We start from the raw sequence: 21,395 nt of genomic DNA, 5'->3' as shown, positions 1-21,395 counted from the left end.
GTTGGCAGTTGGGTTGGCCGGTTTGTTTTCACATTTGCCCTACGGGTATGGCCAAAAATATTGTTCACCGGCTGCTTAGTCCGCTGTTGCTATGGCGCTTACGCCACATCAACAACCGAGTCTACCTGATACTGGTGAGCATTCTGGTGGGTCTGATGGCGGGCCTGACAGCTGTATTGCTGAAAGGCTCGGTACACGGCGCACAGGAATTTCTGTACTCTTGGGTGCCAGAAGAAAAGCGAGTATTTGCGCTTTTTCTCTATCCCATCATCGGCATTGCGCTGTCGGTGCTATTTACCCGCTATTTCCTGGATGGTAACCTAAGCCGGGGGTTGGGACCGGTCATTTATAATATTGCCCGGCAAAGCAGCATCGTGCCGCGCAGCAAGCTGTATTCGCAGGTGGTTACCTCATTTCTGACCGTGTCATTTGGTGGCTCGGCGGGGTTGGAGGCTCCCATTTCTGTAACGGGCGCGGCGCAGGGCTCCAACTTGGCCCGATTGCTACGGGTGGGCCCGCGTGAGCGACGCCTACTAGTAGGTTGCGGGGCGGCGGCGGGCGTGGCGGCCATCTTCAACTCGCCTATTGCGGGCGTGCTGTTTGCGGTGGAAGTAGTACTAGGCGAGCTGTCGGCCCCGTTTTTCATTCCGCTGCTGATTTCGGCGGCTACAGCTACGGTGGTGTCAAAGGCACTATTTGCGGGGCAACCATTCGTGCTCATCACCACCAGTTGGCCCGTTGATGCGGTACCATTCTACGTGATGCTGGGCTTGTGCACGGCCATGCTGTCGGTTTATATGATTCGGGTGTACTTCGCCTCCGAAAAGTTCTTTGAGCGGTGGCCGGGTGCTTTCCGACGGGTGATGCTGGGCGGTTTGGCGCTGGGCGTGCTGGTATTTCTGTTTCCACCACTCTACGGCGAAGGCTACAACATTGTGCAGTCGTTGCTGGCAGGCAAGGGCCAAGAACTAATCAACGGCTCCATTTTCGCGGTGTACCGCGACGAAAACGTGTGGATTCTGCTGGCCGTGGCCACGGCTAGTATGCTACTCAAGGTATTTGCTACTACTATTACGGTGGGCGCGGGTGGCAACGGGGGCATGTTTGGCTCGTCGTTGTTTGCGGGCGCGCTGCTGGGCTTCGTGTTTGCGCGGCTTATCAATATGAGCGGTTTGACCACGGTACCGGAAGTGCATTTTATTGTGCTGGGCATGGCGGGCGTGCTGGCCGGCGTGGTGCACGCGCCCCTCACGGCCATCTTCCTAATTGCTGAAATTACCGGCGGCTACGCCCTGTTCGTGCCATTGATGCTGGTCACGAGCAGTTCCTACGTTATTACCCGCTACTTCGAGCCGTACTCGGTGTACACCCGCAAGCTAGTGCAGCGCGGCGTGTATATGCACAAAGACAGGGACCGGGGCCTATTGGCACAAATGGACGTTCCGCACCTCACCCAGACCGATTTCGTGGCCGTGCACCCCGACGACACTCTCGGCGACTTGGTGCAAACCTTTCGCCACGCCAGCCGCAATATTTTCCCGGTAACCGACCAAGACGGGCAACTGGTAGGCGTCGTCACCTTAGACACGGTGCGCGACGCGCTGTTTGACGACGAGCACTACACCACCACCCGCGTCCGGGATTTGATGACCGAGCCGCCCGCCACCGTCAACACCGACGATTCCCTACTTGACACCTTGCGCTGCATGGAGCAGCTCGGCGTCCCGGCCCTCCCTGTCGTCGACCACGGGCACTACGTGGGCTTCCTGCTGAAATCCACCATCTTGGCTGGCTACCGCAAGCAGCTGCTCAAGGAAATGGAATGAGGTGAGATTGTGAGTTTCATGTTCTATCAATACGAATCCGGGCAAGCAGAATATAAAACTCACTATTTCACCAGTTCATCTCTCGCCACTAATACTCCCCTATTTCCGGTTCGCGGTTGGCTAGTTGTAGGCCAATCATCATTAGAATGCCGGTGAGTAGAATCACAACGAACAGGATATTTTCGCCGATTTCACCGATGTGGTGCCGGTCAGGAATGCTATAAAACAGCAGTACCGTGATGAGGCCTTTGGGCGCAATGAACAGCTCCGGCACTAGGTCGGTGCGGGCGATGTAGCGCAGGTACAGGTAACGAATGGCGGTGAGAATACCCACAATGAGCAGGCCCTGCAACAGCAACGTACCGCTCATTAGGCTGCTGAGCGTGATACTGAAGCCGAAAAGCAGGAAAAAGAACGTCCGAATCAGGAATGCTGATTCGGCAGTGATGCTCTTGAGTGGGTGCAACTCTGCAGCCAGTTGCTCGGGATGCAGCCAGCGTTGCAGCCGGGGGCCGCGTAAAATCAGGTCGGCATTGTTCACGGCCAGCCCGAACACCAGCACCAACACCAACGACGAGAGGTGCAGCTTTTTGGCCAGGCTATAAAGCAGAATTAGAAAGGCCAGAATCAGGAAAAACTTGACGTGCAGCCGAATCCGGCCCAGCAGAAAAGCCAATGCCGCCGTACTCATCACCGCCACAATAGCCACGGCCACCACGTCGCGTGAGAAGGTTACCACCGATATGCCCTGCGCGAAGTTGTCCTGCAAGGCAAAATTGAAGAGCATGATGCCCAAAATATCGGAAAATGTACTTTCGTACACGATAAACTCCTGCTTTTCCCCCATCAGATTGGCCACGCTGGGAATGGCAATGGCCGAGCTGATAACCGATAGCGGCACGGCATTCACCAGGCAGGTTTGAAACGACGCGCCCACGTAGGCTTGCAGCACCAGCGCAATAGCTACTGCCTGCACGACCAGCATCAGGGCCGCCGCTAGAAACGAACGGCGAATGAGCGGGGCCTTCTCGCGGGTGAGCTTGAGGTCGAGGGCGCCTTCCAACACAATCATAATCAGCCCGATGATGCCGAAAATTTCCAGCACTACTTGCGGCACCCCGAAGGTAAAGTCGAAGTAATCAGCGGTTTGGCGCAGGGCAATACCCGTAAGCAGCAGCATCAGCACCGAAGGGACGCGCGTGGCGCGGGCCGCCAAATCAAACAGATACGATAAGATAACGGCCACGCTAAGGCCGATAAGGATGGAGTAGGAACCCATGCAGAAGGAGCGGCCGGTGGCGGCCGGCTTAATAAACGCTTCAAGTATACGATGCTGCTGGGTTCTGCGCCGAAAAGCCCACTGCACCGGGGACGCCCGGCTGGCAGTCCAACCGGCTTAGGCAGTGCCGCACTGCGGTTTATCGTAAGTTTACGCAGTTTTATTTTCCGGATTAGCTGCTGGGTATTCGATGGCGCTGCCTTCATCTGTTGCAATTATTGGGGGTGGCCCGGCTGGGCTGCTGGCGGCGCAGCGCCTGGCCGAAGCAGGCTACCGCGTGACGGTGTATGAGGCGCAGGCCACTGTGGGCCGCAAGTTTCTGGTGGCCGGGCACGGCGGCTTCAACCTCACCAACGCCGAAGATGCCACCTCGTTTAGTGCCCGCTATGGGCAGCAACAGGGTATTTTCCAGGAATTCCTGCGTCACTTCTCGCCTCATGAGCTGCGGGAATGGGCGGCGTCGCTGGGCATCCATACGTTTGTGGGCACCAGCAACCGGGTGTTTCCGTTAGCTGTGCACAAGCCCGCCGACCTGCTGCGGGCCTGGCTGAGCCGCCTGCAAGAGTTGGGCGTCAGGCTCCGGACGCGCCACCGCTGGTTGGGCTTTGTGGGGGCCACCAGCCTGCTTGTGCGCGACGAAACCACCGACCAGGAGCTGGAAATCAGTTCCGATGCTACCGTGCTGGCTTTGGGCGGCGCCAGTTGGGCGAAAACCGGCTCCGATGGTAACTGGGTGTCGGCCTTTGAAGCTGTTGGGGTGAAATGTGTGCCGTTTGCACCCAGCAACTGCGGGGCGGAAGTGGCATGGTCTGCCTTCTTTCAAACCAAAGTGGGCCGGATGCCCCTCAAAAACATTGCTTTGCACTGTGGCACGGAGTGGGTGCGGGGCGAAGTCATGCTCACTGAATACGGCCTGGAAGGAACGCCCGTGTATGCCCTCACGCCGGCACTACGCGCCGCCCTCTCGGCTGGTACGCCGGCCCTGCTCCACCTCGACCTCAAGCCCGACCTTTCCGACGAGCAACTACTAACCAAGCTACAAAAGCCCCGTGCCGGCCGCTCCCTCCCCGATTTTCTGCGGCAGCAGCTCCGGCTCGGCGCCCCAGTACCCACGCTGCTGCGCGAAGTAGCGCCCCCCGAAGCCACTGCCACTCCTCCAGCCCTAGCCCAACTGCTGCGGCGCGTGCCACTGCCCATACAAGGCCTGCGCCCGCTCGATGAGGCCATTAGTAGTGCCGGCGGCGTGGCCTGGCCGGAGCTGAATAAGCATCTGATGCTACGGCGGCGCCCCGGCACCTTCGTGGCCGGCGAAATGCTGGATTGGGAAGCTCCTACAGGCGGCTATTTGTTGCAGGGTTGCTTCAGTACCGGAGCTTGGGCAGCCCAGGGTGTGGCGCAGTGGCTTCGAAAATAAGACCCCCAAAATTCAACGGGTTTGTCTTCAGTTATTGCCTTTTTATCTGGATACCCTTTCAGTTTATCTATTATCTGACCTTTACTTAACCATAATCGTTACATTTCGGTATAAAATCACACCTAGTAGCTTCAGCAATTATCAAAGCTACTTTCCGTCCTTAGGCTGCCTGCTGCATGGCCCTTTTGAAACGCACCTCCCTTGCCGATATAGCCGAGCAATTGGGTATATCTACGTCTACGGTATCAAGAGCTTTGTCTGACCATGTTGGCATCAGTGAGGCCACCAAAGAACGGGTGCGGCAAGCAGCCCAGCAGCTCAGCTACCGCCCCAACTTGCTGGCGGCGGCTTTGCGCAAAGGCCACAGCCAAACGTTGGGCGTAATTGTGCCGCATATCAGGGGATACTTCTTCCCGGCCGTTATGAACGGCATTGAAAACGTAGCCAGCCAGGCCGGCTTCAACGTGATGATGTGCCAGTCCAATGAGGATGTGCGGCGCGAGCAGCAGAACATTGATACGCTGCTGGCCGCGCAGGTGGAAGGCATTCTGGTTTCTTTATCGGCCACCACGCACAACGAACTGCAACATTTCGAGCAGGTGCGCCAGCAGGGTACGCCGCTGGTATTTTTCGATAGAGCTGCTGATCTGGCCGACAGCTCAGCCGTGGTACTCGACGATTTTCAGGGAGCGTACCAGGCCGTGGCGCACCTCATCGAGCAGGGCTGCCAACACATTGCCCACTTTGCCGGGCCGCAACACCTCAATACCAGCCGTAACCGCTACCTAGGCTACCAGGAAGCGCTGCGGGCCCACGGCCTACCCGCCAACGACGACCTAGTATACTCGCTGCCCGCCATGACGCACGAGGACGGCCGACAAGGAATGGAACAATTTCTAAATCAGCACAAACCCCTCGATGCGCTGTTCGGCGCTTACGCCATTCCAACGGTGGGCGCGCTGGAAGTGCTGCATGAGCGGGGCCTGCGGGTACCCCAAGACGTGGCGCTGGCCTGCTTCAGCAACGAGCCATTCACCAACATGACCCACCCGCGCCTGACAGTAGTGAACCAGCGGGCCGAGCAGATGGGCGAAACGGCGGTGCGGCTTTTGCTCCAGTTGCTCAAACGCGGCCCTAGCTACACGCCTCCTCCTCTAGTGCTCAAGCCCGAGTTAATTGTACGGGCCTCTTCGCTGCACAAAGGCTGGTAAGTGCAGTAATAAACAGTTGGCTTTACAAATTTAAACGCTGAAAATCAACACTTTAGCAGATAATACTAGGGCCGCCTTTATAAACGGCCGAGCTACATGCAGCGGCAGCCAGCTAGTGTCGCACCTCTGCGGCTTCGGCGGCGGCCAGTATTTCCTTGGCTTCTTCCAGCAGCCGCTCACCTTGGTCGAGGTAGCGGCGCGCAATAAGGGTGAATAGTACCAGAAACGACAGAATGGGTAGCACCCAGCCTAGCATGAACCAAACCCAGAACGAGCGGCCGTAACTGGCAGCACAATAGCCCGTAAGCAGCGGCAGCACCGAGAAGGCTACCAAAAAACCGAATCCGGAAAGTAGAAGGTAGAATTGCATAAGCGGCGGGGCTACTTCATCTAAGATAGGCTTTTTGGGCGCATTCCGCAAGCCTAACCACAACCCCGATTCCTTCATAACCACATCTGCCTCCGAAAGTTGAACACTGAAGCCTGGAATCTTGCCTGAGGGTGCCTACCCTGATGCATGTTTTTTCGTACTCACTGTTGTAGCCTCTCGTTTTAGCCTCTCTCCGCTCCGTCCTTGCCGAATTCCCAGCTCCCTTCTATGTGGGACCACCAAAGCTTGTTTCGCGTGTCGGCCCAATTGTTTGCCGACGGCGTTTTCAATCTGCTCGACCGTAATTTAAAGCCCGAAGTGTTTTTGCTGGGGCTGGCCTCGGCTCGCGAAACCGACGAGCCGCAGGCTGTGGTAGTGGAACCTGCCACCTTGCGCTATTCTCCCACTGATTTCGCCGGAGTGAAATCCCTGGCAGCTGCCTTGGAGCCCGACGGCCCTCGTGACGTGGTGTATCATTTGCACCGCGACGACCATGACCGGTACGAAAAGCTACGCTGGTACGGCCTACTTCAGCAAGCCACCCAACAAACTCTCACCCAGCTCTGCCAGGTGCGGTCAGAAGGGCGGGTAAGCTTCTGCTCGCTGCCTATTAGCCTGTATGGCTACTTAGTGGTGGTGGTGCTCCAGCTCTCTCGCGAAACCTATGAGGCCTACTACACCCTGCCCCCGCTCAGCACCAGCAACCGGCCGACGTCGTTGGTGAATGCTACGGTGCAGGAATTTTTGCAGGATTGCAGCCGGGCCCTGCGCGAATCAGATACCGACGACGACCGGCCCGTACTCGACCGGGACTACAACGAGGTGCTGCGCGCCGCGGGTCGTAGCTTTATGCTACGGGCCGCGGCCGGCACGCACGGGCTCTATGACGCCTGCAACGGCGTGGCCGCTCTGCGCCACGAGGGCGACGAAGGCATCGGCACGATGCTGGTAGCCCGGCGCCACCACCCGGCCATCGTGCCGGTTCTCACCCTCGACAGCCCTATTCCGCTGCGTGACCACCGCCGGGTGCGCAAGCTGCTGGAATTGAGCGAAGATCGCACTGCCCTGGTTTCTGACGCCACTGATGTATTCGGGCTGGGCTACCTGGTGGCCCCCGACGATCAGGCCTACGAGCCGATTTTCACGGTGCACTTCACCCGGCACTATAGTTGGGAGCTAACCCACGACAACCAGGTGATGATGAAAGTGGTATCGAATACGCCCCGGTTGCCGCAGGGCCGCGTAGATGCCGCCAACTTCGCCAAAGCCGTTCAGCGCGTGTTTCCCTACCTAGACCAGTCCACCACCGAGTACCTGTGGGAGCTGACCCAAAGTGCTACTACGCAGCCCACAGGCACTATTCTGGTGATTTCGGAAGGGGCGGCGCAGGAAGCGGCCCGCCTTACGCGCCAGAGTTTTCGAGTAGCCCCGCGCTTGATGACGCCCTCGGTATTACGCCTGGCTACCAACATCGACGGGGCGGTGCTCATCGAACCCAACGGTACCTGCCACGCCATCGGGGCCATCCTCGACGGCTTGGCCACTGCCAAAGGCGACTCGTCTCGCGGCTCGCGCTACAACTCGGCGTTACGTTACGTGGAAAGCAGCCAGTATCCTTGCCTGGTGGTAGTTGTCAGCGAAGACGGCCTGATTGACCTGCTTCCGCCAGGAATTAAATAGTAGCCACTTTGCTGTTTACCTGGCCAAATGACTGTTACGTCTGAAACAACGTAGAGGACATCAGAGCATCTGCCTGCGCCTTCACATGCTGCAAACAGGCATCAACCCACCAATAATCAGCACAATGCCTACCGTCGATACTGATGACCGCCTGCGCTGGGTGGAAAGCGTTTCCCGCCTCATGGACAGCCAGTTCCGGGTGCCCGGCACTACTTGGCGCTTTGGCCTCGACCCCATCATGGGCTTGGTGCCTATCGTGGGCGGCATTCCGTCGTTGGCAGTTTCGGGCGTGCTGATTCTGACCATGATGCGCCACGGCGCTAGCGGCAACGTGGTGGTGCGCATGGTGCTCAACGTGTTGCTCGACACCATCATCGGAGCCATTCCCATCATCGGCAACGTCTTCGATTTCGCCTATAAAGCCAACGACAAAAACGTACGCCTACTGCGCCGCCACTACGCCGAAGGACGCTACCAAGGCAGCGGCAAGAGCCTACTGGCGGGCGCATTGCTAGGGCTGCTGCTCGTTTTCGGCCTGCTGATTTGGGGACTCTGGACTGCGGGCGTCTGGCTTTGGCACCTGGCCGAAGCACAGCAATGGATTTCGTAAAAACCTAATGAATAGCTATTAAACGGTGTAGAGACGCGTCACATCTCTACACCGCTCTGAATACGCCTATATCTCTGGTCCAACAAGGCGCTACCGCTGATACACGCGCACGTAATCCACTTCGTAGCGGTTGGGGAAGGCGGTATCGTTGAGGGGGCCGCCGTTGTCGCCGCCCAGGGCTAGGTTGAGCAGTAGGTAGTGGGGTTGCATCATGGGGTTGATGCCGGTGCCATCCTGGTTTATGGTATTAGTAAGCAGCGTTTCGTTTAGGAGCTGGTCGTCTACGTACAGGCGGATGGCTTGGGCATCCCAGTCCATGCGCCAGACATGAAACTGGCTGGCCCAGTCGGCCGAGAAGTCGGTTACGGGCTTGGTTTCGCTGTCCCATTTGGCAGTGTAGCGCTTGGCGGTGCCGGAGGCCACGTTAGCTAGAATCTTGCCTTTGTAGAACTCCATAATGTCAATTTCGCCGTTGGCTGGCCACTCGCCGGCCACACCCAGCGTCCAGAAGGCTGGCCACAAACCTGAACTGGTATTGATGCGCCCACGCATCTCGAAGCGGCCGTACTGCCAGGCGTGCAAGCCGTTGGTGTTGAGGCTGGAAGACGTGTACTCGATGGTGGGGCGGCTGGTTTTCCAGGTGGTGTTACCGGTCTGATAGTTGGGGTTAGGGCGCTGCTCCTTGCGGGCTTCAATCACCAGCAGACCATTTTCACAGCGGGCATTGTCGGGCTGATACCATTGCAACTCATTGTTGCGCTGGAAGCCGTTTTCAAACTTCCAGTTCTTGGGGTCAGGGCGGCCGTCGGTGTTGAACTCATCAGCCCACAACAGCTTCCAGCCGGCGGGTGCGCTGCTTGGCGGCACTGTTGCGGGCGAAGCCTCAGCTGCCGCGCTGGGTGCGGGCTGGGCTCCTGGCTTCCATTCCAAGATGTATACCGGTTGGGCGGGCAGCTTTTCCAGCTTTTCCCCGTCGCCCTGGCCGGTGCGCTGCACGAATAGGTGGAGCTGGCCGTTTTTCTGCCACTGCTCGGTGTCGTAACTCGGCTCCCAGTTGCCCACCGATGAGCTATTGAGGTCCATCAGCGCCCACTTATTGCCCTTCAAATCCGAGCACTGCGCCACCGACACCCGGTCCTGGCGCTCCACGTCCCGGAACAGCAGGTAGGCGGCAGTTTTGCCTTTCTGAGTAGCTACTAGCAGTTGCGGCCGCGAAATCGGAATCTTCTTGGTACCGGCCCCACTCAAACTGAACGGCGTGGTCCGCTGCCCGATTTGCGCGGTTTTCCATTCTTTACCAACCAAATAAATAAGCTGATACTGCGGCACCTGCGTACCCTGCGGCCGCCAGTAGGTAGCAATGTAGGGTGTGCCCACGGCATCGGTAGTGATGGATGTTTGGTTGATTAACTCACTGTTCTGTGGGATGCGCGCGGCGTATTCGGCAGTAGCTTCGGTGATGGGCAGCTGGTAGGTTTCGCCAGTGCTCTTCCGCCAAGTTTTGCCGCCATCCAAGGAGCGGGCGTAGGCCATGTCGTGGTTTGAGGCCACGTCCGGCGACTCCCGCCACACCCACGATATATGAATGGCGCCTTTCCGGTCGATGCAGGCCTGCCAGTAGGCGTTGCGCTTGCCTTCGCCATCAATAAGCACACTGTGCAGGCGAGTCCAGGTTTGAGTTTTAGGCGCGTAGCGGTTCAGCACCATGTTGCCGTTGCCGGAGCTACCGTCGCGGTACACAAACAGCAGGTCGCCATTGGGGAAGCGGTGAAACTCGGGGTAGGTCACGTTCTTTTCCTGCTGGCCGGTCATGGGCAGCAGTTCGGTCAGCTCCAGGCCGCCGGGCTGGGTGCTGCGGCAGTAGCGCAGGGGGTTGCCGTGGTGGTCGAAGGACAGGTGCAAATAGCCACGTCCGTCCACCATTAAGCTGATAACGTTGTGCGCATCCTGCACTTTGCCTTTGTACTTGGTTTGCTGCACTTGCCACAGCCCGGCTGGCAGCTTGCGCTTGGCCAGCACCACGTACCCGAGCGAATCGTAATAGGCGGTGTACTGCTCGCGTTTGTGGGTCACGACGGAGTTCTTGCGGAACACGGCCCCGTTCACGTTGTTGCGGGCCCAGCCCAGGCCCACGGGGGTTTGAGCAGCAGCCGGTTCGGAGAGCAGCGCCGCACCGCTCAGCAGCAGTGCCAACAGCCAAAAGGAATACTTCATAGGGGGTTTAAGGCCGACGTCAGGGCAAAAGAAATGAGGCAGTTGCGAAGAGATGAAGCACTAGAGCGCCTTACCGAGGAAAGTTTACCGCCGGCTATTACCGCGCCAGAAGCCGACTTTTCAGCCACCGCCGAACAGGCTCGTCGTAGAGTTTCAGGCTAACATAAGCCAACAGCACAATGGCGCCAAAGGTCAGCAAGGCCACGGGCCACACCTGAGCTAAAGGGCGGTGGCCGTTGCTTACCCAGGCGGTATAGGTGTAAATGAGAGGGTAATGCGTGATGTAGATGGGGTAGGAAATAGCCCCCACAAACCTGCACAGCTGCGCACCGCGTCCGGATACTTGCCCACTAGCACCTAACCATACCACCACCGGAAATACCAGCAGAATACTTGCCCCATCGTAGAGGCCGTTCAGCCACAACTGCTCGGTGCCCCCTACCCGCGGGAAGGCCAGCACCACGGTCAGCAGCAAGCTGCCCCACCAGAAAGCGTGTTTGATGCGGCCCGGCTTACTCACGCGCGCCAGCAGCAACCCGGCAAAAAACGGGTACGTCACCCGTGTGAAGCCCACCCGTAGCTGCTCCACGTTCAACGACCAGCCCCCTATCATGTCGCCGGCGGGGTTCGTAACGGCATAGTGCAGCAGCACCGCGCCAGCCAGCACAACCAGTGCAGTCAGGGCTCGGTTGGAGAATTTGCGTACCCACAGCGCGTACAGCAGGTTGGCAATGTATTCGTAAAACAACGACCAGCCCGGCCCATTGAGCGGGTGCATTTCCTGCCAACCCCGAAGATCCATCGACAAAGGCAGCGGCAGCAGCGTGGCCCCAATAGCCATAACTAGCAGCGTCTTCCAAATGGGCACCTCACTGATATGAGGCCACAGCACGGAATCCTGAAAATAGAAGCACGCGGCCCCGATTATCATACCCAGTACCACCAATGGTTGCAGCCGCACCAGCCGAATTGTAAAGAATTCTTTCAGAGTCAGGCGGTTCCACCGGTCGTCGTAGGCGTAGCTGATAACGTAGCCCGAAAGCATGAAAAAGAAATCGACTGCCAAATAGCCATGGTTGATCAGCTGGTCGAGGTGGCTGGTGGCGTGCGCCTCGCACAAATGAAAGGCTACCACCAACAGCGCCGCCACTCCCCGCAGCCCATCCAGAATGGCGTAGTGCGGCTTGGTGCTCAGCGTGACGGGGGTAGCCTTGGCAACTTGCATATTCATCATACCAACCTAATGCGCTGCCAGTCCACGGATGTAAATCGTACCCGGCGGGTCTTGCCGAAGTGCCCCTGGTTTAGCGGGCCTGACATTAATGGCAACGGTAGTAACAGCTGACTCAGTGGTCCGCATCAGGTTGATTTCGCCAATAGCATCCAGCGCAATGCGGAGGTTGGCATCGGCTACGGGCATAGCGTTTATGGTGTAGCGCACCGGCCCCGACACACCCAAGTCTTTCCCAATAGCAGCCAGTGTACGGCTCTTGACTTTGATTTTCTGCTTGGGCGTGATGTCGATAATGCCGTACGTCACCAACTCACGCCACTGCGCGGGAGCATTGTGGCTTTTGTACACCATTACCTTCTTGATTTCCGCCGGCTGAATGCCATCTGGGGCAATAACCACCTCAGAATTTAGGAGAAAAAGTGGTTGGGGCCGGGGCACAGCAACTTGCATTACTGTAGCCGGAGGTGCGGGCAGTTTGGCGGCCCTAGCGGCGGGCGGCTGTATGATCACTGGCGTCCGAAGCTGTACTTGCGGCATCCGAGGGGTCAGTGGAGGCTCGGGTGCGGTTCGTTGGGCGATGCTTAGCTGGCTGGTGCCGCAGTACAGCACCAGAGCCAATAGCATCTTACGAAGTAGGCGCTTGCTTATCATAAAGCTTTCTTGTCAGGCGGCAGGATGTGCCCAAAGAACTGCTTTTTCTGTTTAGCAACAGACTTGGTTTTAGGGCTGCGGCTGCTTGGCGTCCACCAGGCGCAAGGTGTAGCTATACTTGTACTGCTTGTCGAGGAGGCGGTACTGCTCGTGGGGCAGGGCGCCCCAGCTGTTGTCGCCGCCCACGCCGCGCTGTTTCAGGTCCACTTGCAGCGTTACGGAACCGCGCATTTTTACGTCGGTGGGGTGCTGCTGCTTTTTGCTGAGGCCGGGGTCGAGGTCCTCGGTGCGGAACGGCAAGGCGCTAAAGCAAATGGGCTGGCCGGTACCTTCTACGCGTAGGCCCAGGCCCTCGGCGTTGGTGAGCGTCAGCCAGCGTACATCGGTACGGTAGCCGTTTTCCTGGGGCCGGATGTAGTTGCGCGTGAACTGCCCGTTCACCGAATCCTGGTAGGTACCCAGCAGAGCCGCCGTGCTACGGTCGGAGTAGTTTTCCCAGGGGCCGCGGCCGTAGTACTGCATGCGGTTGAAGGAACGCGGCAGATCTAGCCGCATCCCGAAGCGGGGCATTTCGGGCAGGGTTTTGCCGGTCAAGTCGATGGCGGCCGTGACTTGCACCGCCCCGTCGTTGCCGATGAGGTAGTCGATGGTGTAGGGCGCGTCGATGTCGGTCAGGCGGTATTCCACTTTGATGGGCAGTCCCGCCGCCGACTGCTCCCCTACCGTTACTTTTTGCACGCGGCGGGCGGCGTGGGCCGTGCGCCACGCTCCCAGGTTCTGGGGCATGCCGCTGCCGAAGTCGTTGTCGGTGGGGGCGCGCCAGAAGTACGGCTCGGGGTAGCCGCCCATCACCCACTGGTTGCGCAGGCGGTAATCGGTGAAGCGGCCTTGCTTGGTGTTGAACTCACCGCGTACGTCGCCCGCCGAAAACGTCAGCTTGTCGCCTTCCCGCTTCACGTCCAGCTTACCAGTTGGGGTCGAAGTAGCGGTGAAGTAGCTAGCCGCCGGCGTCAGCACAAATTGCTCTCGTGCTACCTCGTGGCCGGCGGGCACCAGCGGCGCGGCCGTTTTCGTGACGGCAAACACGTTGAGCACGTATTCGGCCCCGCTGGGCATGGCCGGCAGTGGCAGCTTCACTTCCTTCTGCTGCCGGGCCGCCAGATTACCCACTGGCATCACTCCCGACTTTGTCACGGTGCCATTGCGTAGGAGCTCCCAGCGGAAGGTGTACTTGTCCAGGCTATTGAAAGAGAAGCCGTTGACTACCGTTACGCGGCCCGTGGCGGGTTGAGCTGCCGTGAAACGAATATCCTGGTACACCTTTTTCACTTCCCACAACCCAGGGTGCGGGGTGCGGTCGGCGGCAATCAGGCCGTTGGCGCAGAAGTTCTCATCGTTTTGCAAGAAATAGCCGCCCAAGTCGCCGCCGTACGCGAAGAACGGCCGGCCATCGGTGGTTTGGGTTTGCAGGCCCTGGTCCACCCAGTCCCAGATGAAGCCCCCCTGCATATGCGGCTTGCTCCGAATTAAATCCCAGTATTCCTGGAAGTTACCGTTGCTGTTGCCCATGGCGTGCGAATACTCGCACATGATGTAGGGGCGCTTTTTGTCGGTGGCCTCGGCGTACCGCTTCATCGAACCCATGCCAGGGTACATCGGGCACACAATATCCGTATTCACGTCTTCGCCAGCCTGCTCGAACTGTACGGGGCGGCTCGGGTCACGCTGCTTCAGCCAGGTGTAGGCATCATGAAACACGGGGCCGTTGCCGCACTCGTTGCCGAGGCTCCAGATGATAACCGAAGGGTGGTTTTTGTCGCGCTCCACGGCCCGCTCAATGCGGTCCATATGAGCCGGGGCCCACTCGGGCAAGTAGGCCGGGTGCTTGCTCTTGTCGAACCCGCCTTGCAACTCTGCACCATAGCCGTGGGTTTCGATGTTGGCCTCATCCACGAGGTAGAAACCCAGCTCGTCGCAGAGCTGATACCACCGCTCGTCGTTGGGGTAGTGGCTGGTGCGCACCGCGTTGATGTTGAACTGCTTCATCAGCTCCAGGTCGCGGCGCATGCCAGCTTCGGTTACTACGCGGCCGGTGGTAGGCTCCAACTCGTGGCGGTTCACGCCGTGCACTTCTACGGGCACACCGTTCACCATCAGCTGCGCATCCTTGATTTCCACTTTACGAAAGCCAATCCGGCAACTGGTAACGGCCAACTCCTTGCCCTGGGCATCAGCTAGGGTGAGGCGGCACTGATACAGGTTAGGAGTTTCAGCGGACCACTTGCGTACGTTTTTCACGGTGCCGCTCACTTTCACGGTTTGCAGACCGGCGGCGGGCACGGTAGCCACGGCTTGCTGCTGGCGCAGCACGGTTTTGCCGGCGGCATCCAGCACTTCCACCGTGAGGCGGGCAGGCGAACCGGTCGTGCTAGCAAAGTTGCGCAGGGTCACATCGGCCGAGAACTGGCCGTTTTTGTACGTGGGGTCGAGGTCGGCGTGGGCGAAAAAGTCCCAGATGGTTTCTTTGGGCAAGCTGTAGAGGTACACGTCCCGGTCGAGGCCGGAGAGGCGCCAGAAGTCCTGGTCTTCCAGATACGAGCCGTCGTGCCAGCGGAATACCTGCACGGCCAGCGTGTTGTCGCCGGGCTTCAGGTGCTGCGTAATATCAAATTCGGCGGGTGACTTGGCTACTTTGCTCATCCCCACCCGCTGCCCGTTTACGAATACCACCGCGTAGCCGGAAATTGAGCCGAAGTTCAGCATCACCTCGCGCCCGGCCCAGGTGGCGGGCACCGTAAACGTGCGCCGGTAGCTGCCCACCGGGTTGTCGCGCCCATCAATGAACGGCTGGTTTCTGGGGAAAGGGTAAGTAACGTTGGTGTAGATGGGCGTCCCGAATCCCTGCACTTCCCAGCTCGAAGGCACGGCAATGGTTTTCCAGCTGGCGTCGTTGAAGGTGGGCGACTGGAAATCCAAGGGTCGCTCGGCGGGGCGGGGTACGTAGTTGAACTTCCAGGAACCGTTGAGCGACTGGTAGTAGGGCGAGCGGCTGTAGATGTTGGTGGCAGCGTCGGCGGCATTGGCATACACCATGAAGCTGGCGTGCGCCTTCTCTTTGTTGTGCTCGAATACCCGCGGGTTTTCCCATTCGTTGGGCGTGGATTGGGCACCGGCCAGGCGGCTGGCTAGCAGCAGAGAGGCAGTCAGGAAGCGAGAAACGTGCATGAAACGGGTGGGTAAGAGGGCAGATTCGATACCAGCAAACCTAACGACACGCGTAGTGGCAGGCAGGGTGCATTTCCAGTGATTGAGGGGTGTATTTTCGTCGTTGCCGGTAAAAAAAGGCCCCGCTCCCACCATACTCTTTGTTTTCAGTGATTCTGAAAAAGCTGAATTGCCGACTGGCATAACACCAATCGGCTCCATGCAAACTATCATGGTCAAGAAGTCATGAGACCATCATGCTGATTTACTTAGCTGCCGTGTCCTTTTTGGCCTGTAGTTGGGCTAGCTCCTTTTTGGTGATGCGCAGCACCGTGCCGTGGCGGGTACCTTTCGGGAACTGCACCCGGTCGGATACGTCGGTCCAGTGCTCCAGGTCGGCGGAGCTTACGGCGCCGTATTTGTGCTCGGTGTACTTGTCGAAATACACCAGCCACTCCCCGGCCAGTTGAATAGCCGTTGGGCCTTCAGCCCAGTACTTGCCGGTAATGGGTGCCGAAGGAGGACCGTACGGACCGGTGAGTTGGTCGGCGAAGGCCACACGCAGGTTTTTCTGTACCGGCTCCTTGGTTTCGTCTTTCAGAAACATCACGAAACGCTTACCAGCGGGCTGCACGGTAGCATCAATTACGTTGAAGCCTTGGTCGTAGAGCACCTTGGAAGGCGCGTAGGTTTTGAAATCCTTGGTGGTGGTGTAGTAGATGCGGTGGTTGTTGCCGCCTTCCACCGTGGTTTCGCCCTGCGCAAACCGACCCGGAATGGTGGTGGCCCAGTAAATCATGTACTGGTCCTTGCGGGCATCGTAGGTGATTTCCGGGGCCCAGCAGTTCTTGGCCGTGGGCTCGGGCTCCATCACCGGAATGTTCTGCTGCGCGCTCCAATTCACCAAATCCTTGGAGCTGGCGTAGCCAATGCCCCGCTCGTGCCAGCTCGTAGTCCAGACCATATGGAATAGCCCATCCTTGCCCCGGATGATGCAGGGGTCGCGCATGAGCTTGTCGTTGGAAACGGTGGGTTGCAGAAACGACTGGTCGTTGTTGAGGGCGGTCCACTGGTAGCCGTCGGGGCTGGTGGCCAGGTGCAGCCCGTCTTGCCCGTTGTTCTTGAAGTAGGCAAACAGCAGGACTTCGTTCTTTTTCAGCGGTTTCTGGGCCATGCCCGCTACAGAAGCAAGCAACAGCACCGCGGCATTAAGCAACCTAAAATACATCATCCGATAAGCGAAAGGAAAGAGAATCAACTAAACCGTGGAGGAAAGTAAGGTGTTTTCAACAAAGAAAGCCCGTCATGCAGAGGCGGAGCCGAAGCATCTCGCGTGCTGACACTGGATTACTATTGCAACGAAACGAGCAAGATGCTTCGGCTCCGCCTCTGCATGACGGGCTTTCTTTGCTGTGGTTTTTACAATCGTCAACTGTTCGCAACTCCTACGAAGCATGGTCAGTCTTCACGTTTTGGCCGGACCAGATTTGGCGGGCGGTCCAGTCTTGGGTGGGGCTGGTCCAGAAGGCATCTGTTGGGGGCAAACCCAGCGGCAGAAACGCGGTGGTACACAGGTACAGGCTCCCGGTGGAAATGTAACCCTCCCCGATGCTCGGCTGGTGGCCACACAGCCCAATCTGTAACCAGCCCTTAGCGTCGAAAGTACCCTTGGGCTCCATCGTGCGGCGGATAACGGCGGTAAGGGCACTGCGAACCTGCCCGACCGGCAACTCGGGTGGCAGCTGCTGCTGCAACGTCACCTGCGCCAGGTGCTGAAACGCCCCGCACCGGTATGCCAACGACCGGCCAAAGGCGGCAAACGACCCATCGGGCGCAATCAGGCGCTCCTGCACGGCGGCGTAGCGCCGGGCGCGGGTGCGCAGGGTTTCCAAGAGCTGCTTTTGCTCTTTGCCAGCGTCTACCAGCGTACCTACCACATCGAGCAGCATAGGTTGAATGACGTAGCTATTGTAGTAGTCCCAGTGGAAATCGGGGCCGTCGCCGTAGGTGCCGTCGCCTTTGTACCAGATTTGGTGTTGCTTGATGGCGTAATCCATGCGCATCAGGTCGCCGGAGCCGGTGAACTTGAGCAGTGCGGCTTCAATGATACCACTGAACAACAGCCAGTTGCTGTACACCGGCTTGATAACCCGGCTGCTTTGCAGGGCCTGCACCAGTTGAGTTTGAGTGGCCGCTGGCAGCTCAGCCCACAGCTGGGTGGGCGCCCGCAACAGGCTGTGCGCCAAGAAGGCAGCATCCACAACCGGCTGCCCCCCGTCGGTGAAATTCAGGAAGTCCGGTGATTTGGGGTCTACGGCGTGGCCGATGGCCTGGCGGGCCAGCTGAGCGTACCGTTTCTGTAAGATTTGCTCGGCGGCGGTGGTACCGGGGGCTTCCAGCCAGGGAGCCAGCCCCGCCAGCGTGCGCCCCAGCGCCTCCAAGTGCGACACTTTGCGGCGGCCTTCCTGCTGGCCAGGCGCAGACTCAATGGGCATCAATGCCTTCAGCTGGCCCTGCGCGCCGGCCGCCAGCACGGGCTCCACCACCCGCAGCAGCGTGGTCAGCCAGTACTCCCGGTCCGACTGCTTAACTGGGGGCGGCAAAGTGGGCGCGTGGCCCACGGCCCAGACGGGAGCCGGTAACGCCAGCGCCGAAAGGCCGGTGGCGGCTTGGGCTACAAAGGAGCGTCGTTTCATACTATATATCTGATTGCGTGACAGCGCTGCTACTTCAACTTGATTACCTCGGAGCCCGCTAGCAGAAACGCGCCGGTGCCGTACACCTCCCAGCTTTCCGCCGAAAAGTCGCGGCGCGGGTCGGCACCAATGGGCTGCACCCACCCTACCCGGCCTTCCGGCGACACACACTTATTGAGGCCAATCCAGGCTTTCTGCACCGCAGGCAGGTAGGTGGCTTTGTCGAGGATACCTTGGTTGATGCCCCAGGCCAGGGCGTAGCAGTCGAAGCCCGAGCCCGAAGCCTCACCGCCCGGATACGCGGCCGGGTCGAGCAGGCTGGAGCGCCACAGGCCGTCGGGCTGCTGAAGCTGGATGAGGCGCGCACTCATTTCCTTGAACAACTCCAGGTAGAAGCTGCGCGTGGGATGGTTTGGGCGCAGTTCCTGCAATACCTGCACCAAGCCACCCATCACCCAGCCATTGCCCCGGCTCCAGAAAATCTGCTGGCCGTTGCTTTCCTTTTTGCCTTCGCCCGCGGCATTCCAGAGGTAGCTGGCATCGCGCGAAAACAGGTGCTGCTGATGGTTGAACAGGCGGCGGTAGGTTTGCTGATACAGCGTGTCGCTGAGGGTAAGGTACTCCGGCTTGTTTTCAATCAAACCCAGCTTCACGAGCACCGGCGGCCCCATAAACAGGGCGTCGCACCACCACCAGGCAATGCCATGATTCTGCACTTCCTTACCGGGCACGGTCCTGAATTTCTCTACTACATCTAGCGTCGGCTGTATCATGCGCCGGTCTTTTTTGAGGCGGTACAGGTTCAGGTAGGTCTGGCAGATAACGATGTCGTCGGCGTGGTCGTAGCGTTGGTCGGGCTGCCACTGGGTGCGGTTGCCCATAGCCATGAGCGAGTCCAGAATCAACTGGGACTTGGTGGTTTCGTAGGCCGCAAACACGCCGGAGTAGAAGGCTCCGTTGGTCCAGTCGGTGATTTTGTGCTTGGGGTGCGCCAGTTGCCACTTGGTGGCGCTCAACAGCTGCTTCTTGATGTACTTCGGCTTGAAAACTGCCTGGTCGGCCTTAGATAATGATTGGGCTTCAGCGGTACCGGAGCAGCCAAGGGCCAGCAGTAGGCCGCCGGCCAGCCAACGAAAGGAGATGCGCATAACGGAACGGGTGGGAAAGGAGGGTAAGCGGATAGGAGCAGTAGTAACTTGACTTGCTCTCCAACAAAGAAGTCTGCGGCCAAGCTGCCGCAAGTATAGGGGCTTACACGTGAAAGTCAGAGGTATATTCTCACGGAATGAGGGGGCATATTCGTCCGGTCCTGTTGGCGTTAAGAGAAAGGCCTCTTTGCCAGATGTGCTGGCTACAGCCTCTGCCACTCCCAAACGGCAACAGTTGCTAGGGTATCAATCTGAGGGCAATTTCACCCTCAGCCAAGGCCAGCCGGCAACCAGGCCCTACCTTTGCGGCCGTGAAAAAGCTCCCCTACCTGTTGCTTGTCCTTTTGCTAGCCAGCCTGCCCGCCTGCCTTTCTTTACAAAGCGACGAGCAGAAAGCCGAAGCGGCAGAAAAAGCCATGCTGGCCCGCCACGACGAGCTGATGGCTCAAATGGACCAGCTCACCATTCTGCGCCAGCAGATTCAGAAAACGCCCGGCCCCGATACCGTGGCCGCCGGCCGCCGCCGCCGCACCCTGCTCTCGGCTGATGCCGCCATGATGGACTGGATGCACCGCTACCACAAGCCCGCCGACACTGTAGCCCTAGACCAGCGCCTCAGCTACTTCGCCAGCCAACAGAAAAAAATCGATTCGGTGGCCGGCTTGTTTCGCACTAGTCTCGACTCGGCGCGGTTATTCGTACAGACCGTTGGCACTACTTCCACTCAATAACGCAATGGCTCATTTCTTTTTTCGCGTACCCGTTCTGTTTGTAAGCTTGCTGCTCACCGCTGGGCTGGGCCTGTTTGGTTGCTCCGAAACCACTCCCTCTCAAGAAGAACGCCTGTCGATTCTGGGGTTGAAGCGCACCGCCCCTACCAGCCCCTCTGATACTCTGCCCGACCCGATTCCTAGCTTCACGCTGACCAACCAGGAAGGCAAAACAATTAACAACCAGACCTTTGCCGGCAAGGTCTACGTCACCGACTTCTTTTTTGCCACCTGCCCCAGCATCTGCCCTAAAATGCAGAGCGAGCTGCTGCGCGTGTATGAGGCTTACAAGGACAACCCCAATGTGCTGTTCTTGAGCCACACCATCGACCCGGCCCACGACTCTATTCCGGTGCTGCGCGACTATGCCGAGCGGCTGGGCATCAAGGACGCCTCGCGCTGGCACTTTGCTACCGCGCCGCACGACACTATCTTCAACCTAGCCCGCGCTTACATGACAGGCGCGCAAGTGGACAGAACGGTGCAAGGTGGCTTCGCGCACAGCGGCACCTTCGCCCTGATCGACTCCAAGCGGCGGGTGCGCGGCATCTACGACGGGATGGAAAAAAGCCAGGTGGATTTGCTCATTCATGAGTTGCCAATCTTGCTGAAAGAGGAAGCCGAAGCCAAGCAAACCGCCGCCAAATGAGTTGGCTGCCTTCTTTGCTGCGGGCCAGCGCCGCGGCCGCGGCCAGTGGGCTGCTGGCTATCAGTGTCGGCGGCTGCTTTTCCAACAAGCAGAACGAAGGAGCCAAGCTCTACCAAACCCACTGTTCTAGCTGCCACGGTGAACAGGGCGAAGGCCTACGTCGCCTCATCCCACCCGTTGCCGCTTCCGACTACCTGGTAAAGCACCGCAACGAGCTGCCCTGCCTGATTCGCCAGGGCCTCAATGGCCCCATTGTAGTCAATGGTATCGAGTACAACCAGGTGATGCCCGGCCACAAAACCGACCTCACCGACGCCGACATTGCCAACCTGCTGAACTTCGTGCAACAAAGCTGGGGCAACCACAACCCACCTTACACCGTGCGGGAAATATCGGAGTTGCTAGCGCCCTGCAACGGCAGCATCATCCGGTAAGTGGT

17 protein-coding genes and 1 pseudogene are annotated in these 21,395 nt (G+C 58.8%); 8 read left to right on the top strand and 10 right to left on the bottom strand.

The window, feature by feature from the left end; all coding sequences use genetic code 11:
- Window positions 1-47 precede the first annotated feature (47 nt).
- A complete protein-coding gene (locus G536_RS0116740; RefSeq protein WP_022824753.1) occupies window positions 48-1,826 on the top strand; it encodes a chloride channel protein in 1,779 nt (592 codons plus the stop codon).
- 88 nt (window positions 1,827-1,914) lie between these two features.
- On the opposite strand, the gene G536_RS0116735 is transcribed toward G536_RS0116740, so the two are convergent.
- Window positions 1,915-3,105, bottom strand: coding sequence for a cation:proton antiporter (locus G536_RS0116735; RefSeq protein ID WP_026880298.1), 1,191 nt, complete (start codon window positions 3,103-3,105; stop codon window positions 1,915-1,917).
- Window positions 3,106-3,295: 190 nt separating this feature from the next.
- Here G536_RS0116735 and G536_RS0116730 point away from each other — a divergent pair, with 190 nt between their 5' ends.
- Both G536_RS0116730 and G536_RS0116725 read left to right on the top strand, forming a co-directional pair.
- Window positions 3,296-4,519 (top strand): TIGR03862 family flavoprotein, encoded by a 1,224-nt coding sequence (locus G536_RS0116730; protein ID WP_022824751.1) that lies wholly within the window; start codon window positions 3,296-3,298, stop codon window positions 4,517-4,519.
- A gap of 176 nt (window positions 4,520-4,695) precedes the next feature.
- Window positions 4,696-5,730: a LacI family DNA-binding transcriptional regulator gene (locus G536_RS0116725; protein WP_022824750.1), complete on the top strand. Its 1,035-nt coding sequence runs from the start codon at window positions 4,696-4,698 to the stop codon at window positions 5,728-5,730.
- Window positions 5,731-5,842: 112 nt separating this feature from the next.
- On the opposite strand, the gene G536_RS0116720 is transcribed toward G536_RS0116725, so the two are convergent.
- Window positions 5,843-6,100, bottom strand: coding sequence for a hypothetical protein (locus G536_RS0116720; RefSeq protein ID WP_157530699.1), 258 nt, complete (start codon window positions 6,098-6,100; stop codon window positions 5,843-5,845).
- A 228-nt stretch (window positions 6,101-6,328) separates the two neighbouring features.
- On the opposite strand from G536_RS0116720, the gene G536_RS30820 reads away from it, so the two are divergent.
- Both G536_RS30820 and G536_RS0116710 read left to right on the top strand, forming a co-directional pair.
- The gene (locus G536_RS30820; protein ID WP_022824748.1) at window positions 6,329-7,780 is read left to right on the top strand and encodes a DNA integrity scanning protein DisA nucleotide-binding domain protein; all 1,452 of its coding nucleotides are present in this window, start codon (window positions 6,329-6,331) and stop codon (window positions 7,778-7,780) included.
- Window positions 7,781-7,904: 124 nt separating this feature from the next.
- Complete coding sequence (locus G536_RS0116710; RefSeq protein ID WP_026880297.1) at window positions 7,905-8,390, top strand: DUF4112 domain-containing protein; 486 nt, start codon at window positions 7,905-7,907, stop codon at window positions 8,388-8,390.
- A 90-nt stretch (window positions 8,391-8,480) separates the two neighbouring features.
- Here G536_RS0116710 and G536_RS33100 read toward each other — a convergent pair whose 3' ends face one another.
- The 8 genes and pseudogenes from G536_RS33100 to G536_RS0116675 all read right to left on the bottom strand — a co-directional run bounded on the left by G536_RS33100 (window position 8,481) and on the right by G536_RS0116675 (window position 19,537).
- Window positions 8,481-9,257, bottom strand: coding sequence for a glycoside hydrolase family 16 protein (locus G536_RS33100; protein ID WP_245575850.1), 777 nt, complete (start codon window positions 9,255-9,257; stop codon window positions 8,481-8,483).
- A 414-nt stretch (window positions 9,258-9,671) separates the two neighbouring features.
- Window positions 9,672-10,604 (bottom strand): annotated as a pseudogene (locus G536_RS33095) (BNR repeat-containing protein); the annotation flags it as partial.
- A gap of 97 nt (window positions 10,605-10,701) precedes the next feature.
- Complete coding sequence (locus G536_RS0116700; protein WP_022824745.1) at window positions 10,702-11,838, bottom strand: acyltransferase family protein; 1,137 nt, start codon at window positions 11,836-11,838, stop codon at window positions 10,702-10,704.
- Window positions 11,839-11,844: 6 nt separating this feature from the next.
- Window positions 11,845-12,288, bottom strand: a complete 444-nt coding sequence (locus tag G536_RS32245; protein WP_169515119.1) for a hypothetical protein — start codon at window positions 12,286-12,288, stop codon at window positions 11,845-11,847.
- Window positions 12,289-12,558: 270 nt separating this feature from the next.
- The gene (gene lacZ, locus G536_RS0116690) at window positions 12,559-15,714 is read right to left on the bottom strand and encodes a beta-galactosidase, LacZ type (RefSeq protein WP_022824743.1); all 3,156 of its coding nucleotides are present in this window, start codon (window positions 15,712-15,714) and stop codon (window positions 12,559-12,561) included.
- 244 nt (window positions 15,715-15,958) lie between these two features.
- Window positions 15,959-16,867, bottom strand: a complete 909-nt coding sequence (locus G536_RS0116685; protein WP_245575847.1) for a glycoside hydrolase family 43 protein — start codon at window positions 16,865-16,867, stop codon at window positions 15,959-15,961.
- 271 nt (window positions 16,868-17,138) lie between these two features.
- On the bottom strand, window positions 17,139-18,389 hold the full coding sequence (locus G536_RS0116680) for a DUF2264 domain-containing protein (RefSeq protein ID WP_022824741.1): 1,251 nt from the start codon (window positions 18,387-18,389) through the stop codon (window positions 17,139-17,141).
- 29 nt (window positions 18,390-18,418) lie between these two features.
- Complete coding sequence (locus tag G536_RS0116675) at window positions 18,419-19,537, bottom strand: glycoside hydrolase family 88/105 protein (RefSeq protein WP_022824740.1); 1,119 nt, start codon at window positions 19,535-19,537, stop codon at window positions 18,419-18,421.
- A 311-nt stretch (window positions 19,538-19,848) separates the two neighbouring features.
- Between G536_RS0116675 and G536_RS0116670 the strand changes: the two genes are divergently transcribed.
- Genes G536_RS0116670 through G536_RS0116660 form a run of 3 tightly spaced genes read left to right on the top strand, consistent with a single transcriptional unit; the run spans window position 19,849 to window position 21,390 of the window.
- Complete coding sequence (locus tag G536_RS0116670) at window positions 19,849-20,268, top strand: hypothetical protein (protein ID WP_022824739.1); 420 nt, start codon at window positions 19,849-19,851, stop codon at window positions 20,266-20,268.
- Between the two features lie 4 nt (window positions 20,269-20,272).
- On the top strand, window positions 20,273-20,956 hold the full coding sequence (locus tag G536_RS28420; RefSeq protein WP_022824738.1) for an SCO family protein: 684 nt from the start codon (window positions 20,273-20,275) through the stop codon (window positions 20,954-20,956).
- A complete protein-coding gene (locus tag G536_RS0116660; protein ID WP_022824737.1) occupies window positions 20,953-21,390 on the top strand; it encodes a c-type cytochrome in 438 nt (145 codons plus the stop codon). Before G536_RS28420 ends, G536_RS0116660 begins: the two co-directional genes overlap by 4 nt.
- Window positions 21,391-21,395 lie beyond the last annotated feature (5 nt).

The sequence above is a fragment of the Hymenobacter norwichensis DSM 15439 genome (assembly GCF_000420705.1).
Taxonomy (GTDB): domain Bacteria; phylum Bacteroidota; class Bacteroidia; order Cytophagales; family Hymenobacteraceae; genus Hymenobacter; species Hymenobacter norwichensis.
The sequence above is the reverse complement of the archived record's forward strand: the minus strand, read 5'-3'. Positions and strand labels throughout refer to the sequence as shown.